This is a genomic window from Pantoea sp. paga, assembly GCF_007558755.1.
GTDB classification, from domain to species: Bacteria; Pseudomonadota; Gammaproteobacteria; order Enterobacterales; family Enterobacteriaceae; genus Pantoea; species Pantoea agglomerans.
Genome location: NZ_VLTF01000001.1, coordinates 1,043,026 through 1,058,536 on the forward strand (window position 1 = coordinate 1,043,026; position 15,511 = coordinate 1,058,536).

The 15,511-nt window shown below is 56.4% G+C and carries 14 protein-coding genes and 1 tRNA gene; 11 read left to right on the top strand and 4 right to left on the bottom strand.

Annotated elements, in window-relative coordinates:
* The first annotated feature begins 18 nt into the window (after positions 1-18).
* From FOV68_RS04840 to yejF, 4 genes are read left to right on the top strand one after another with little or no spacing between them, the layout of a single operon-like run.
* A complete protein-coding gene (locus FOV68_RS04840; RefSeq protein ID WP_083069102.1) occupies positions 19-1,827 on the top strand; it encodes an extracellular solute-binding protein in 1,809 nt (602 codons plus the stop codon).
* 11 nt (positions 1,828-1,838) lie between these two features.
* A complete protein-coding gene (locus tag FOV68_RS04845; RefSeq protein ID WP_143990415.1) occupies positions 1,839-2,933 on the top strand; it encodes a microcin C ABC transporter permease YejB in 1,095 nt (364 codons plus the stop codon).
* On the top strand, positions 2,930-3,952 hold the full coding sequence (locus tag FOV68_RS04850; RefSeq protein ID WP_143990416.1) for an ABC transporter permease: 1,023 nt from the start codon (positions 2,930-2,932) through the stop codon (positions 3,950-3,952). The genes FOV68_RS04845 and FOV68_RS04850 overlap by 4 nt, the downstream gene beginning before the upstream one ends.
* The gene (gene yejF, locus FOV68_RS04855; protein ID WP_109650826.1) at positions 3,953-5,557 is read left to right on the top strand and encodes a microcin C ABC transporter ATP-binding protein YejF; all 1,605 of its coding nucleotides are present in this window, start codon (positions 3,953-3,955) and stop codon (positions 5,555-5,557) included.
* On the opposite strand, the gene FOV68_RS04860 is transcribed toward yejF, so the two are convergent.
* From FOV68_RS04860 to rsuA, 3 genes are all read right to left on the bottom strand, one after another.
* Positions 5,544-5,864 carry a hypothetical protein gene (locus FOV68_RS04860; protein WP_033788223.1) on the bottom strand — a complete coding sequence of 107 codons (321 nt, stop codon included), beginning with the start codon at positions 5,862-5,864 and terminating at the stop codon, positions 5,544-5,546. The two genes, yejF and FOV68_RS04860, sit on opposite strands and share 14 nt — an antisense overlap.
* Before the next feature lie 294 nt (positions 5,865-6,158).
* The gene (locus FOV68_RS04865) at positions 6,159-7,355 is read right to left on the bottom strand and encodes a Bcr/CflA family multidrug efflux MFS transporter (RefSeq protein ID WP_031593356.1); all 1,197 of its coding nucleotides are present in this window, start codon (positions 7,353-7,355) and stop codon (positions 6,159-6,161) included.
* Positions 7,356-7,403: 48 nt separating this feature from the next.
* Positions 7,404-8,123 carry a 16S rRNA pseudouridine(516) synthase RsuA gene (rsuA, locus tag FOV68_RS04870; RefSeq protein WP_010248342.1) on the bottom strand — a complete coding sequence of 240 codons (720 nt, stop codon included), beginning with the start codon at positions 8,121-8,123 and terminating at the stop codon, positions 7,404-7,406.
* 155 nt (positions 8,124-8,278) lie between these two features.
* On the opposite strand from rsuA, the gene FOV68_RS04875 reads away from it, so the two are divergent.
* Both FOV68_RS04875 and rplY read left to right on the top strand, forming a co-directional pair.
* A complete protein-coding gene (locus tag FOV68_RS04875; RefSeq protein ID WP_143789164.1) occupies positions 8,279-10,033 on the top strand; it encodes a DEAD/DEAH box helicase in 1,755 nt (584 codons plus the stop codon).
* 176 nt (positions 10,034-10,209) lie between these two features.
* Positions 10,210-10,494 carry a 50S ribosomal protein L25 gene (gene rplY, locus FOV68_RS04880; protein WP_003854168.1) on the top strand — a complete coding sequence of 95 codons (285 nt, stop codon included), beginning with the start codon at positions 10,210-10,212 and terminating at the stop codon, positions 10,492-10,494.
* Positions 10,495-10,612: 118 nt separating this feature from the next.
* Here the strand turns inward: rplY and yejK are convergent, their stop codons facing one another.
* Entirely contained in the window at positions 10,613-11,617 is a 1,005-nt protein-coding gene (yejK, locus tag FOV68_RS04885) for a nucleoid-associated protein YejK (RefSeq protein ID WP_010248346.1), read from the bottom strand.
* A gap of 158 nt (positions 11,618-11,775) precedes the next feature.
* Here yejK and FOV68_RS04890 point away from each other — a divergent pair, with 158 nt between their 5' ends.
* The 5 genes from FOV68_RS04890 (at position 11,776) to FOV68_RS04910 (ending at position 15,374) form a co-directional block, all read left to right on the top strand.
* Entirely contained in the window at positions 11,776-12,003 is a 228-nt protein-coding gene (locus FOV68_RS04890) for a YejL family protein (RefSeq protein WP_010248348.1), read from the top strand.
* 22 nt (positions 12,004-12,025) lie between these two features.
* Positions 12,026-13,780 carry an LPS biosynthesis-modulating metalloenzyme YejM gene (gene yejM, locus FOV68_RS04895; protein ID WP_143990417.1) on the top strand — a complete coding sequence of 585 codons (1,755 nt, stop codon included), beginning with the start codon at positions 12,026-12,028 and terminating at the stop codon, positions 13,778-13,780.
* A 73-nt stretch (positions 13,781-13,853) separates the two neighbouring features.
* A tRNA-Pro gene (locus tag FOV68_RS04900) sits at positions 13,854-13,930 on the top strand.
* A gap of 440 nt (positions 13,931-14,370) precedes the next feature.
* Positions 14,371-14,574, top strand: a complete 204-nt coding sequence (locus FOV68_RS04905) for a hypothetical protein (RefSeq protein WP_003854174.1) — start codon at positions 14,371-14,373, stop codon at positions 14,572-14,574.
* Positions 14,575-14,645: 71 nt separating this feature from the next.
* Positions 14,646-15,374 carry a 4'-phosphopantetheinyl transferase gene (locus tag FOV68_RS04910; RefSeq protein WP_143789166.1) on the top strand — a complete coding sequence of 243 codons (729 nt, stop codon included), beginning with the start codon at positions 14,646-14,648 and terminating at the stop codon, positions 15,372-15,374.
* The last annotated feature ends 137 nt before the right edge of the window (positions 15,375-15,511 follow it).

Sequence of the window (15,511 nt, forward strand, 5' to 3'; positions counted from 1 at the left end):
CATCTGACAGGAGAGTGCATGCTGTTTCGTTCCGGATTTCTGCTGCTGTGCGGCCTGCTCAGCGCCCCGCTGCTGGCGGCCTCTGTCCAGCAAAGCTACGCGTTCACCCAGGCCGGTGAAGCGAAATATCCGCCTGGCTTCAGCCATTACGACTACGCCGATCCCCGCGCCCCCAAAGGCGGCAGTATCACCATGGCGGTGGTGGGCACTTACGACAACTTCAACCGCTACGCTTCACGCGGTAATCCGGGCATTAACACCGGCACGCTTTATGATGGGCTTTACACCAGCTCAGACGATGAGCCTGGCAGTTATTATCCGCTGATTGCCGAGTCAGCGCGCTACGCCAGTGATTTTACGTGGATTGAGATCCGTCTTAATCCCCGCGCCCGTTTTCAGAATGGCACACCCATCACCGCCCGCGACGTGGCGTTCACCTATCAGAAATTCATGACCGAGGGCGTGCCCCAATTTCGCGTCGCCTATCGTGGCGTGACCGTTAAAGCGCTGAACGATCTCACTGTGCGCATTGAAGCACAGAAGCCGGATAAAGATCTGCTGCTTGGCTTACTGACGCTGCCGGTTATCGCAGAGTCGTTCTGGCGCGATAAGAAGTTTAATGAGCCGTTAAGCGAGCCACCCTTGTCGAGCGGACCCTATCGCATCGCCCGCTGGAAGCTGGGACAGTTTATTGAGTTCAGCCGGGTAAAAGATTACTGGGCCGCTGACCTGCCGGTCAATCGCGGACGCTTTAATTTTGATCGAATGCGCTATGACTACTATCTGGATGACAATGTGGCATTTGAAGCCTTCAAGGCGGGTGCTTACGATCTGCGCGAAGAGACATCGGCAAAGAAATGGGCCACTCAGTATCGCGGCCGCAATTTTGACGATGGCAGCATCGTCAAAGAGACCACGCCCAATGATGCCGCTATCGATACCCGCTGGCTGGCATTCAATAATGAAAAACCGCTGTTCCAGGATCGCCGCGTGCGTCAGGCGCTGTCACTGATGTTCGATTTCGAGTGGATGAACAAGGCGCTCTATTACGGTGCCTGGCAGCGCGCCAGCAGCTATTTCCAGAACACGGCGTATGCAGCCAGCGGCGTGCCGGATCCACAGCAGCAGGCCCTGCTTGAACCCTGGCGCGGGCAACTGCCACCTGAGCTGTTCAGCCAGCCTTATCAGCCACACAAAACCGACGGCAGCGGCTATGACCGCGCCAGCCTGTTAAAAGCGTCTGACCTGCTGAAACAGGCGGGCTGGCAGATTAAAAATCGCCGTCTGGTCAATGATAAAACCGGTCAGCCGTTTACCATAGAACTCCTGCTGCGCGGTGGCACCAATACCGACTGGGCGTTACCGTTCCAGCACAATCTTTCCCGACTTGGCATTACGCTGAACCTGCGGCAGATCGATAACTCGCAGTATCTGCGGCGCTGGCGCGAAGGCGACTATGACATGATTGCCACGGTCTATGGTGCGATGCCGGTCCCAACCTCCAGTCTGCAGATCCTCTGGCAGTCTGACTTCATCGCCTCGTCGTGGAATACCGCGCGGGTCAAAGAGCCTGTAGTCGATCATTTCGTGAAACAGATTGTGGCGCATCAGGGTGATCCCGCCGCGCTGCGGCCGCTGGCCCAGGCGCTGGACCGGGTGCTGCTGTGGAATGCGTATATGATCCCGATGTGGTACAACGCAGAGCAGCGGCTGGCGTACTGGGATAAGTTTTCTCACCCTGCCCGCAAGCCAGCCTACAGCGTCGGACTGGAAAACTGGTGGTACGACACAAACAAAGCCGGACGCCTGCCGGCCAGCAAACGCTAAGGAGATCACCGTTGGCCGCTTACTTTCTGCGCAGATTGCTGCTGATCATCCCGACGTTATGGGCGATCATCACGCTTAATTTTTTTATCGTGCAAATCGCGCCCGGCGGGCCGGTCGATCAGGCGCTGGCTAACATTCAGTTTGGTCAGACAACCGGTCTGCCCGGCAGCGGCGCAGACAGCGCCGGTTCACGCGCCAGCCTCAGTCATCTCAATCCTGCCGATAATCAGTATCGTGGCGCTCGCGGGCTGGATCCCGAAGTGATTGCTGAGATTAAACAGCGTTATGGTTTCGATAAACCTCTCTGGCAGCGTTACGGCGAGATGCTGTGGAATTATCTGCGTCTGGATTTTGGCGACAGCCTGTTTCGCAGTGCCTCGGTGATCGGGCTGATCAAAGAGAGCCTGCCGGTTTCGATCAGTCTGGGATTATGGAGCACACTGATCATCTACCTGGTGTCGATCCCGCTGGGGATCCGCAAGGCGGTGCGCAATGGCAGCGCTTTTGATGTCTGGAGCAGCGCTTTTATTATCATTGGCTACTCCATCCCGGCTTTTCTGTTCGGCATCATGTTAATCGTGCTGTTTGCGGGTGGCAGCTATCTGGACTGGTTTCCGCTGCGCGGCCTCACCTCTGCGCAGCACGACACACTGCCCTGGTATGGCAAAGTGCTGGACTACTTCTGGCATATCGCCCTGCCGGTGCTGGCGACGGTGATCGGTGGCTTCGCCACGCTGACCATGCTGACGAAAAACGCGTTTCTGGATGAGATCCGCAAGCTCTATGTGGTGACTGCGCGCGCCAAAGGGGTGCCGGAGCGCCGTATTCTCTATCACCATGTGTTTCGCAATGCGATGCTGCTGGTGATCGCCAGCTTCCCCGCCACCTTTATCAGCATGTTCTTTACCAGCTCGGTGCTGATCGAGGTTATGTTCTCGCTCAACGGACTTGGGCTACTCGGCTATGATGCGACTCTGCAACGTGACTATCCGGTGATGTTTGGCACGCTCTATATTTTTACGCTGATAGGTTTGCTGATGAATATTCTCAGTGATCTCACCTATACGCTGGTCGATCCGCGCATCGATTTCGGGAGCCGCTCATGACGCTCTCTCCACTGAATCAACAGCGCTGGCAGCGCTTTCGCCATAACCGGCGCGGCTACTGGTCGCTGTGGATCTTTCTGATCATCTTTCTGCTGTCGATGGGTGCCGAACTGATTGCCAATGACAAGCCACTGCTGGTGCATTACCAGCAGCGCTGGACAGTGCCGCTGCTGTTTGATTACAGCGAAACCGACTATGGCGGCGCACTGGCGACAGCGGCGGATTATCAGGATCCATGGCTGCGGCAGCGCATTGAGCAGAATGGCTGGGCCATATGGGCACCGATTCGTTTCAGCGACAGCACTATCAACTTTGCCACCGAGGTGCCCTTCCCCTCTCCGCCCTCTGCGCAGAACTGGCTTGGCACGGATGCTAACGGCGGCGACGTGATGGCACGCCTGCTCTATGGCACGCGCATTTCTCTGCTGTTCGGACTGATGCTGACACTCTTCTCCAGCATCATCGGAATTGTGGTCGGTGCGGTGCAGGGCTATTTCGGCGGCAGGATTGACCTGATTGGGCAGCGGCTGATTGAAGTCTGGTCCGGCATGCCTGCGCTGTTTCTGCTGATTCTCCTCTCCAGCGTGATCCAGCCGGGTTTCTGGTGGCTGCTGCTGGTCACCGTGGCTTTCGGCTGGATGAGCCTGGTCAGCGTGGTCCGGGCAGAGTTTCTGCGTACCCGAAACTTTGATTATATCCGTGCGGCGCAGGCGCTGGGGGTCAGCGACGGCCGGATCATGCTGCGCCACATGCTGCCAAACGCCATGGTCGCCACCCTGACCTTTCTGCCGTTTATTCTGTGCGGATCGATTACCACGCTGACCTCACTCGACTTTCTCGGCTTTGGCCTGCCGCTGGGTTCGCCCTCGCTGGGCGAGTTACTGCTGCAGGGCAAAAATAACCTGCAGGCACCCTGGTTAGGCCTGGCGGGCTTTTTCACCCTGGCGATCCTGCTTTCGCTGCTGATTTTTATTGGCGAAGCGGTACGCGACGCTTTTGATCCGGGCAAAGGAGCCTGAATGAACACGCCATTGCTTGCCATCAATCATCTCTCGGTCGCCTTTCGTCAGGGCGAAACGCTTCGCCAGGTGGTGAATGACGTTTCACTGCGCATCGACGCGGGCGAAACGCTGGCGCTGGTGGGCGAGTCGGGTTCCGGCAAGAGCGTCACGGCACTGTCGGTGATGCGACTGCTGCATGAGGCTGCCGTGGCTTATCCCAGCGGAGAGATTCTGTTTAGCGGTGAAGATCTGCTGCGCGCACGTGAGCAGCGCCTGCGCGGGATTCGCGGCAACCAGATTGCGATGATTTTTCAGGAGCCGATGGTATCGCTGAATCCGCTGCATACCGTGGAGAAGCAGCTGTATGAAGTGCTGTCGCTGCATCGCGGGCTGCGTCGTCCGGCGGCACGCGGTGAAATTCTCAGCGTGCTTGATCGGGTCGGAATACGACAGCCCGCCACCCGGCTCAATGATTTTCCCCACCAGCTTTCGGGTGGAGAACGTCAGCGGGTGATGATCGCTATGGCGCTGCTGACCGAACCTCAGCTGCTGATTGCCGATGAGCCGACCACCGCGCTGGATGTAACGGTGCAGGCGCAGATCCTGAAGCTGCTTCGTGAACTGCAGCGAGAGCTGAATATGGGCATGCTGTTTATCACCCATAACCTGAATATCGTGCGTCAGCTGGCGGATAACGTCAGCGTGATGCGCAATGGTCACATCGTCGAACAGAACCGCTGCCAGACCCTGCTGAATCAGCCGCAGCACCCTTACAGCCAGCAGTTGCTGGCCGCCGAACCGGAAGGAAAAGCGCTGCCGCTGCCCGCAGACGCGCCGGTCATTCTTCGGGTCGATAATCTTCAGGTCAGTTTTCCGCTGCGGCGCGGGCTGTTCCTCCGGCAGAGTGGTGAGAAACAGGTGCTCTCGGGGCTGAGCTTTAGCCTGCGGCGCGGCGAAAGTCTGGGGCTGGTCGGCGAGTCCGGATCAGGTAAAAGCACTACCGGGCTGGCACTGCTGCGGCTGATTGCCTCGCGCGGCGAAGTCTGGTTTGACGGCCAGCCGCTGCATCAACTGTCACGTCGTCAGTTATTGCCGCTGCGTCAGCGCATTCAGGTGGTGTTTCAGGATCCCAACTCTTCACTGAATCCGCGGATGACAGTGCAGCAGATCATTGCGGAAGGCCTGGCGGTGCATCAGCCCGAACTTAGCCGTGCGCAACAGGAGCAGCGGGTCATCGCGGTGATGGCGGAGGTGGGGCTGGAAGCGGAAAGTCGCCATCGTTATCCGGCCGAATTTTCGGGCGGTCAGCGACAGCGTATTGCCATTGCGCGGGCACTGATTCTCGAACCAGAGTTGCTGGTGCTGGATGAACCGACCTCATCGCTGGATCGCACGGTGCAGAAGCAGATTCTGACACTGTTACGCCGCTTACAGCAGCAGCGGCAGCTCAGCTATCTGTTTATCAGTCACGATCTGGATGTGGTGCGCGCCCTGTGCCATCAGCTTATTGTGCTGCGTCAGGGAGAAGTGGTGGAACAGGGAGAGTGTGAAAGGTTGTTTGCTTCACCCGCGGCCGGGTATACCCGCGAGCTGCTGCAGTCGGCGCAACTCAACCTGCGATAAAAGTCTCGGCAATCGCTACGCCCTGATTTTTCAGGCAGCAGTTGGTGGCGCTTTCGTCACGACGCTGAATGAACAGACAGGGCTGTCCTTCGCACTCGGCTACTTTGCAATCGACCTGAATATCCGCCAGAACCTCTTTTAGCTGCTGAAGGATCTCCCACGCCGGAATGCCGTCATGGCTGATCAAGCGCAGCGCAACGAAATCCTGCTCGTCCAGCGTTGCGTCATCGGATTCGATAGCACTGTGGTGATCGCTGGCCCAGCGAAAATGCTGTGGCAGACGATGCACAATCGAAAGTTGCAGCATAGTTTCCTCTCCCCGGATGAGTTTATGTCGCAACACAAAGCAGCCCAGCTGGAAGCGGTCTGATAACCGCTGAGTCCGGACAGGGTTTAATGGCCCGTCCGTGTGGATTGCAGAAGCGCATTTTTTGCGACTTACATCGCACTTCAGCCTATATGTACCGCGTTCACACGCCGTTAACAATCATTTTAGCTGCATTGTGATTACTTTTTTAACTAAATATTTTCACAATATAGAAACAAAACCAGGAGGCGTGCAAGTCGGCAGGTCATTGCAGAGGGAAACCACTGCGCCCGATTACCGGGGCGCAGTGCGGGGACGTGAAGCGTAGAAAAAGAGCAGCAGAGAGATTGTCGCGCACAGTGCAATCGTGCCGACCATTGGCCAGGCGCTGTTGAAACTCACCAGCGACAGCAGCGCGCCGACAAACGCCCCGACGCCAAAACGCAGGGTGCCCGCCAGCGACGATGCCGTACCCGCCATATGCGGAAACTCATCCAGAATCACCGCCATCGCATTCGATGAGACCATCGATACGCAACCGATAAACATCGCGATCCCCATCACCAGCGGCAAAAAGCCGAGGCTGAAGGCGCTGACCAGCAGCAGCCAGATCCCCATACAGAACTGTATCAGCAGTCCCATCCGGAACATCGCCACCGGGCCAAAGCGGCGCACGGCGCGGCTGTTAATCAGCGTCAGGACAAACAGAAACACCACATTGAGGCCAAAGTAGTAGCCAAAGTTTTGCGGTGAAACGTGATTCAGTTCGATGTAAACAAAGGGACCGGCATTGAGAAAGGTAAACAGCCCGGCAAAGGAGAACCCGCTCGACAGCATGTAACTGAACGCGCGCTTGTGGCGAAACAGCGTTACGAAATTGCCGAGCGTAGTACGCAGATGAAACCGCTGTCGCTGCTCCGGCTTCAGGGTTTCACGGATCTGCGTGGTCACCAGCACGGTCGTGACTAACGCCGCGCCCGCGAGCGCCCAGAAGATGGCGTGCCAGCTCCAGAGCACCAGCAGCCAGCCGCCGATGATCGGCGCCAGCAGCGGCGCAATGGTGGTAATCAGCATCACAAAGGACATCATGCGGGAGAAGTCCTCTTTCGAGTAACTGTCACGCATTAACGCGTTGATCACCACACTCGCTGCGGCAGCCGACAGGCCATGCAGAAAGCGCATCGTAATCAGCTGATCGATGGTTTGCGACAGCGCACAGGCCGCGGCGGCGCAGGCAAAGATCAGGGTGCCGAGCGCAATCACCGGCTTTCGCCCATAGCTGTCTGCCAGCGGCCCATAGATAAGCTGGCCAATCGCGAAGCCAAGAATGTAGAGGTTGAGCGACATCTGCACGCTACCGGCTGAAACGCCAAACTCACGTGCAATCTGCGGCATGGCAGGCAGATACATGTCGATCGACAACGGCATCAGCATGGCTAACAGACCGAGGATGACCACCAGTCCTGTTGGCGAATTCTTTTCCTTACGCACTCCCTCTCCTGCCCTTATGGTCGTGATGCGGGCCGCCCGGCCCGTCGGTTATTTTGTCTGCAGCTCTTTCGGCAGACCGATGCTGGCGATCTCTTCTTCTGTCAGCGCACGATATTCGCCCGGTTCCAGATCGGCGTCCAGTACGATGTCGCCGATGCGCTCGCGATGCAACTCAAGGACCCGATTGCCTACTGCCGCAAACATCCGTTTTACCTGATGATAACGGCCTTCGCTCAGTGTCAGCCGGACGTCTGTCGGGGTGATCACCTCCAGCTGAGCCGGTTTAGTCAGGCTCTTCTCATTGTGCAGCTGCACGCCCGCCGTAAACTGTGCGGCGGTATCGTCACTGACCGGCGATTCCAGGGTGACACGATAGGTTTTCTCGCAGTGATGACGTGGCGAGGTAATACGGTGTGACCACTGGCCATCATCTGTCAGCAGCACCAGTCCGGTAGTGTCGATATCAAGACGCCCCGCCGCGTGCAGTTTAAATGACATCGGTTCTTCAATGAAATAGATGATGGTGGGATGATCGGGATCGTCGGTTGAGCAGACGTAACCCTGCGGTTTGTTCAGCATAAAGTAGCGTGGACCGGTCTGCATCTGCAGTACGTTGCCGTCATAGACGACTTCGTGGTCGGGCAGCAGTTTAAACGCGGTATCGCGTACGATTTCCCCGTTAACGGTGACACGCTGGCCACGGATCTCGCGATGGGCGATGGCGCGGCTGATTTCCAGTTGCTGAGAGATGAATTTGTCGAGTCGCATGAATTCGTTTTGCCTGTTACTGCGGAGGGAATCTGAAACGGCCTGGTTAACCGTTGAAAATGTGCGGGAAGTATAACGTGATCCGCGCCAGCCTGACAGCGCGTTTACCGCACTTTCATGGCATAATTACCACCAGTTTTGCAAAAGTGAGCATCATGTCTTTTACCTTACGCCCCTATCAACAGGATGCGGTGAATGCCACCGTGGCGCATTTCCGTCGTCATCAACAGCCTGCAGTCATTGTGCTGCCGACCGGAGCCGGAAAGAGCCTGGTCATTGCCGAGCTGGCACGGCTGGCGCGTGGCCGGGTGCTGGTGCTGGCGCACGTCAAAGAGCTGGTAGCGCAGAATCACAGTAAATATCAGGCTTACGGGCTGGAGGCGGATATCTTTGCCGCCGGACTTCAGCGCAAAGAGAGTCAGCGCAAAGTGGTGTTTGGCAGCGTGCAGTCAGTGGCGCGTAACCTCGACCAGTTCGACAGCGCCTTTTCACTGGTGATTGTCGATGAGTGCCACCGTATCGGTGATGATAAAGAGAGTCAGTATCAGCAGATCTTCAATCATCTGCGTCAGCATAATCCGCAACTGCGTTTACTGGGCCTGACCGCCACCCCTTTCCGGCTGGGTAAAGGCTGGATTTATCAGTTCCACTATCACGGCATGGTGCGTGGCGACGAAAAATCGCTGTTTCGCGACTGTATCTATGAACTGCCGCTGCGCTACATGATTAAGCATCAGTTTCTGGTGCCGCCGGAGCGACTGGATATGCCGGTGGTGCAGTATGACTTCAGCCGCCTGACGGCACAAAGCAGCGGCTTGTTCAGCGAAGCCGATCTTAATCGTGAACTGAAACAGCAGCAGCGCGTGACGCCCCATATTATCCATCAGATCGTGGAGTTTGCTGAAGATCGACTGGGAGTGATGATTTTTGCCTCAACGGTGGAGCATGCGCATGAAATTTTGCGGCTGCTGCCCGCTAACAGCGCGCTGGTGTCAGCGGAAACGCCTGCCAGAGAGCGCGATGCCCTGATTCTGGCCTTTAAGGCGCAGCAGCTGAAATTCCTGGTTAACGTGGCGGTGCTGACCACCGGGTTTGATGCCCCCCACGTTGATCTGATTGCGATTCTGCGCCCGACCGAGTCGGTCAGCCTCTATCAGCAAATCGTCGGACGCGGCCTGCGGCTCTCGCCCGGCAAAACCGACTGTCTGATTCTTGATTATGCCGGTAATCCGCACGATCTCTTTACGCCCGAGGTCGGCGCGCCCAAAGGGGCCAGCGACAATCAGCCGGTACAGGTTTTTTGTCCCGCCTGCGGGTTCGCCAACACCTTCTGGGGCAAGGCGACCGAAGATGGCATGGTTATCGAACATTTTGGCCGACGCTGTCAGGGCGTGCTGGAAGATGATGAGGGCGAGCGCGAACAGTGTGACTTCCGTTTCCGCTTTAAAAGCTGCCCCGACTGCGGCGCAGAGAATGATATTGCCGCCCGGCGCTGTCACCAGTGCGACAAAATTCTGGTCGATCCTGACGATATGCTTAAAGCGGCGCTGAAACTTAAAGATGCGCTGGTGCTGCGCTGTGGCGGCATGACGCTGGAACAGGGCCGTGACGCCAAAGGTGAATGGCTCAAGGCGACCTATTATGACGAGGAAGGCACCAGCGTCAGCGAACGGTTTCGTCTGCAGACACCGGCCCAGCGCAAAGCGTTTGAACAGCTCTTTATGCGCCCGCATCAGCGCGCGCCCGGCGTGCCGCTGGGCTGGCAGAGCGCCGCTGACGTGCTGGCGCTGCAGCCGCTGCTGCGTCATCCCGACTTTGTGGTGGCGCGGGCCAAAGGTCAGTTCTGGCAGATCCGCGAAAAAATGTTCGATTATCAGGGTCGCTATCGCCGTGCCAATGAGCTGCGCTAATGAGCGCTATCGGGTCCGGCTAACCGGATGCCGAACCCGGCTGGCGGGTATATCGTTTGCTACCACCCGGCATAACGGCTATACTGCCGCCCGCTTTTGCATGTGCATCAGCGGTATTGAATAACCAGCCTGTTACTGGGTCGCCTGTAGCAGGAATTAAATAAAGAGATATATTAATGCTCACTATCAATGCAGTAGAACGTAAAGAGCAGGGTAAGGGTGCGAGCCGCCGCCTGCGTACAGCAAACCGTTTCCCGGCCATCATCTACGGTGGTTCTGAAGCGGCTGTTGCCATCGACCTGGATCACGACTCCGTAATGAACCTGCAATCTAAGCCAGGTTTCTACGACGAAGTGCTGACCCTGTCAGTTGACGGTAAAGAAACTAAAGTGAAAGTTCAGGCTGTTCAGCGTCACCCGTTCAAGCCAAAACTGTTCCACATCGACTTCGTTCGCGCTTAATCGCGAACTTCGTTGAAAGCAGAAGGGCCGGTTGCGAAACCGGCCCTTTTCTTTTGGCGCTGCCCGGTGAAATGATCGCCGCGTGCAGGGAATGAAAGCCGGGCTAAGCCCGGCTTTTTTATTTACTGCTGGTACGGCGCTGCAGCTGATCGCGCAGATTGGGTGGTGTGCCCTTAATCGTCAGGGTGTCCGTTGCCGGATCCCAGAAAATGCGTTCGCCCAGCAACATCGCATCGAAGTTCAGGGTCAGGCCCCCGCCGCTTCCGGCAAACTTCGTCAGCTGGCGCAGAGTACTGCGATCCGCCGGGAAGCTCTCTTCCAGCTCATACCCCTGCTCCTGGGTAAAGGCCTGGAACGTTTTTTCACCCAGCGGTGGCAGTTCGCTCGACAACTCTTCCAGCGCAATCTCCTCGCCTGCCTGCAACTGCTCGTTGCAGTAGCTGTAGACCTGCTGGCGATAGTTCTGCCGCTCCTGCTTATCCAGTTCCGATTCGTTGCAGTAGTCATCTACCGCCTGCAACAGACCGCGGTTCTGCGCCTTGGTGTCTAATCCCACTTCGGCACCCAGGAAATCCATAAAGAAGTCAGCCACTTTACGTCCGACGCGGCCACGCAGGAAAGTCAGGTAACGAGTCGATTCCGGGTTAGTTTCCCACTCGGTTAAATCGATGCGTGCCACGATGTCGGCATGATTGATGTCGAGATAGTGGGTGCTGCTGATATCCATCTGCTCGTTGACGCGCATGCTGGACTGGCTGTTCAGCACCGCAATCAGCAGGTATTCCACCGCCAGATAGCGGTAGTGAATAAACAGCACCACGCCGCCTTCAGCGAAGGGGTATTTTGCAAGCTCATCGCGCAGACGACCGGTCGCGGCACGGCTAAAAGCGAGAAAATCATCGTTGCCCTTACGACAATTACGCAGCGCTTCTGCCAGTTCACTCTCTGCATTGAACAGGCCATAGGCTTTGCTTTTTGCGCTATAGACCCGGTGTAACTCCTCCACCATCGCGTTGACCGTGTTGGTGGCAGGCAGCAGCGAATCGCGCAGCGCCAGTTCAAGCTGGTTTTCATCGCGTTTAATTAACTGATGCAGGGCAATCTGGTCGATATCCAGACTCATGGTAGACTCTCCTTTTAGCACAGGCGCGTATTCAAACACCGCCAGCATCGGCTTTCAACTCCATGCGTATAGCGAACGTGCTGCTTTCGATAAAATTGCGGTAAAAAGTGCGCTGTTCCGGTAATATATCGCCTTTTGAAATGAGCTTAGACGACGATATGGCACAATCATCCCGTTACAGTGACGAACGCGTGGAACAACTCCTCGCGGAAATGGCCCAAATCCTGCACAAGGACAAAGCCCCCACCGATCTCTCCCTGATGGTTCTGGGAAATATGGTGACCAACTTAATTAACAGCGATGTCGCTCCGGCGCAACGTCGTTCACTGGCACGATCTTTCGCCGATGCCCTTCAGGCGTCTGTGCGTGACGATAACGCCCATTAATTGGCTGATTTGACTTCATAATATGGTAACCAACCGGCAGCGCTACCGCGAAAAAGTTTCCCAGATGATCAGTTGGGGTCACTGGTTTGCTCTGTTTAACATCTTATTCGCGCTGATTTTAGGCAGTCGCTACCTGTTGGTCGCCGACTGGCCTTCTTCGCTGGCGGGGCGCATCTACGCCTATACCAGCTGGGTTGGCCACTTCAGTTTTGTCGTTTTTGCCGCCTATCTGCTGATTATCTTCCCGCTGACCTTTGTGGTGATGTCGCAACGGCTGATGCGGCTGTTGTCCGCGGTAGTCGCTACCGCCGGGCTGACGCTGGTGATGGTCGACAGTGCGGTGTTCAGCCGCTTCCACCTGCACCTGAATCCGGTGGTGTGGGAGCTGGTCATTAACCCTGATCAGAGCGAGATGGCACGCGACTGGCAGCTGATGTTTATCAGCGTGCCGCTGATTTTCCTGGTTGAGATGCTGTTTGCGACCTGGAGCTGGCAAAAGCTACGCAGCCTGAATCGCCGTTCATTTGGCAAGCCTGTCGCCGCCCTGTTTATCAGCGCCTTCTTTGCCAGCCACCTGATGTATATCTGGGCCGATGCGAATTTCTATCGCCCGATTACCATGCAGCGTGCCAACCTGCCGCTCTCCTACCCGATGACCGCCCGCCGCTTCCTTGAGCGTCACGGTCTGCTGGATGCGCAGGAGTATCAGCGTCGGCTAATTCAGCAGGGCGACCCGGAAGCAGTGGCGGTGGAGTATCCGCTGAGCGAGATTACTTTCCGTGATGCCGGCACACGCAACAACCTGCTGGTGCTGACGGTCGATGGTCTGAACAACGCCACGCTGGCCAAAGCGCTGCCGGAACTTAATCAGTTCGCCAGCGAGAACGTGCGTTTTACTCAGCACTACAGCGCGGGTGATACGCCGGAGAAAGGGTTGTTTGGCCTGTTCTATGGGATCTCATCCAGCTACATGAACGGTATTCTGGCGTCCCGAACGCCGTCGGCACTGCTGGGCGCGCTTAGCACTCAAGGTTACCAGTTTGGCCTCTTCTCCTCAGAAGGCTTTAATCCGCCGCTCTACCGACAGGCGTTGCTGACTGATTATTCACTGCCAGCAACCACCAGCCAGCCCAACGCCAGTACTGTGGCGCAATGGCAGAACTGGCTGGAGAAACAGAACGGTTCACAGGCGCCGTGGTTCTCATGGATTGCCCTGAACGGCCCGGACGTCACTGGCGACAGTGCAAAAGCGCGTCAGCGCAGCTATCTGCGCCAGGCTCCTGCCGTTGATGAGCAGATCCACGCGGTGCTCAGCAGCCTGCAGGCGCGTGATTTACTGAAGAACACGGTGGTGGTGATTACGGCGCAGCGTGGACTGGCACTGGATGGCAATCCTGACAGCGCCGGAAACCGCCAGACGCTGCAGGTGCCGTTAGTGATTCACTGGCCTGATACGCCCTCGCAGACCGTTGATCGCCTTTCTGATCATCAGGATGTGATGTCGACGCTGATGCAGCGACTGCTGCATGTGCGGACCAATCCGGTGAACTACTCTCAGGGTGAAGATCTGTTTGCTGCGCGCCGTCGCCATGACTGGGTCGTCAGCAGCGAAGAGAATAAGCTGGTGATTACCACGCCGCAGGTGACGCTGGTACTCAACAACAACGGCAGCTATCGCGCTTATGATGCGCAGGGCAACGCCCTGAAAGATCACAAGCCAGAACTGGCGCTGCTGTTGCAGGTATTAACTGAAGAGAAGCGCTTTATCGCTAACTGATTAATAATCAGGCAAATAGTCTGCAGGTATCTTGCATTAATGGTGATAACCAGTAGACTAATCCTCCAGTGTTCGGCACGTAGCGCAGCCTGGTAGCGCACGGTCATGGGGTGTCCGGGGTCGGAGGTTCAAATCCTCTCGTGCCGACCAAATTCCCTGAAAAGCAGCCCTAAAGGCTGCTTTTTTCGTTTCTGTCATCAAACCTTAACTTTCCTCGCACCTTCGGCAATCCGTTCTATACTTAACTGCGTGTGGGTAACAAGAGGAGAGTTCATGACATATATTGAAAAAGACGATCCAACAGAAGCACCCGAGTCAGGCGATAAGCAACCTTCCCCGCCAGACCAGAAGTAACCCACGGGGCCGCGTCTGACGCGGCCTTTCTATGTCAGCTTACCTCTCCGTCTCACATTCAGAATAGTCCCGTGTGGCAGTTAACATTCCTCTAACAATCAGCAGGTTAACAGTTGCATAATAATCTGATCTGCTTCACAAAATCAGCTTCCGGCTGCGCTTATTCATCAAACTGAAACAAAAATGTCACAGAAAATGCCTACCCTGAAATCCCCAGAAATTGACGGATAATTTTTATGGCGATCAAAGCGAAAAGCCTGAAAGATGCAGAAGCATTGCTGCATTCAGGCATTAGCAAAGTGGAACTGGCGTATGACATTGGCAGCGACGATTTCTTTCGTCTGGCAAGCCACTGGTGCGACCGAGGTGCACGCATCAGCAGGGGCCACCACCATTTCGTTGTTTCTCTGAAGAGTTTTGCCATTCCTCCCAACGACTGATTCCGGCGGGCTGCTTGCCCTGATCCATCGCGCCTGATTTAATGCCTTTTTGGTTTTGATGATGGTCCCGCATGCGCTATCCCGACCTGCCGCTGCCGCCTGTTGCAGGCGGCTTCATCCTTTCCCGGCACCTTAACCGCAGCGATCCCTTGCTGGCGGTGAGTCACTTCGATCCGCAAAAGTATCATGACGGGCTGGCTGTCGAATGGGATATTCCGCTGCCCGTCCGACTGCAGAAGGCTGTCAGTAAACGGCGTGCTGAATACCTCGCCAGCCGTCTGCTGGTCCGGTCAGTGATGGCAGAACTGGGTATTGCTGATTTCATTCTGACCAATGCAGCCGATCGATCCCCCTGCTGGCCCGCTGGCATTAAGGCGTCACTGTCGCACAGTGCAGGCATCGTTGTGGTAGCGGCAACCCGTCAGCCCTGCGCTGTTGGGGTGGATGTCGAGCAGTTTATGTCGGAGACGACGGCGCATGAAACGGCTGAGTTGCTGATGAACGAGCAGGAACAGCACCTGTTACGGACGCTGCCCGTCTCTTTCCGCGCTGCCGCTACCCTGCTCTTCTCCCTCAAAGAGAGCGTTTACAAAGCCATCTGGCCGCAACTGCTTCAGCCGATGGACTTTCCGGATGCAGAACTGGTGTCGGTAGATTTCGCGCAGCAGCGCGCGACGTTGCGGCTGACTCAGGACTTTAGCGGGTGTTTTGCGATGGGGACGTTACTGGAGGCGAGCTTTGTATGGCGGGAGACTCAGGTAATCACGCTAATCACACATCGGCTTAAAAAAACCGGCTAAACAATACGCGTTAAAACAATGCGGTTTAGCCGGGGGTAACACAGACGAAAGAAAAGGTTCAGGATGGCAGAAACCGGAGTTTCTGCTGATCGCTAACGTAGCCTGGTTCAGGCGAAGCACGCCACTACGCTTTTTTG

Coding starts and splice junctions, on each gene's coding strand:
- yejM (WP_143990417.1), top strand. CDS start 12,026: ATGGTAACCAACCGGCAGCGCTACCGCGAAAAAGTTTCCCAGATGATC.
- FOV68_RS04905 (WP_003854174.1), top strand. CDS start 14,371: ATGGCGATCAAAGCGAAAAGCCTGAAAGATGCAGAAGCATTGCTGCAT.
- rsuA (WP_010248342.1), bottom strand. CDS start 8,123: ATGCGACTCGACAAATTCATCTCTCAGCAACTGGAAATCAGCCGCGCC.
- yejF (WP_109650826.1), top strand. CDS start 3,953: ATGAACACGCCATTGCTTGCCATCAATCATCTCTCGGTCGCCTTTCGT.
- FOV68_RS04875 (WP_143789164.1), top strand. CDS start 8,279: ATGTCTTTTACCTTACGCCCCTATCAACAGGATGCGGTGAATGCCACC.
- FOV68_RS04850 (WP_143990416.1), top strand. CDS start 2,930: ATGACGCTCTCTCCACTGAATCAACAGCGCTGGCAGCGCTTTCGCCAT.
- FOV68_RS04910 (WP_143789166.1), top strand. CDS start 14,646: ATGCGCTATCCCGACCTGCCGCTGCCGCCTGTTGCAGGCGGCTTCATC.
- FOV68_RS04860 (WP_033788223.1), bottom strand. CDS start 5,864: ATGCTGCAACTTTCGATTGTGCATCGTCTGCCACAGCATTTTCGCTGG.
- FOV68_RS04890 (WP_010248348.1), top strand. CDS start 11,776: ATGGCACAATCATCCCGTTACAGTGACGAACGCGTGGAACAACTCCTC.
- FOV68_RS04840 (WP_083069102.1), top strand. CDS start 19: ATGCTGTTTCGTTCCGGATTTCTGCTGCTGTGCGGCCTGCTCAGCGCC.
- yejK (WP_010248346.1), bottom strand. CDS start 11,617: ATGAGTCTGGATATCGACCAGATTGCCCTGCATCAGTTAATTAAACGC.
- rplY (WP_003854168.1), top strand. CDS start 10,210: ATGCTCACTATCAATGCAGTAGAACGTAAAGAGCAGGGTAAGGGTGCG.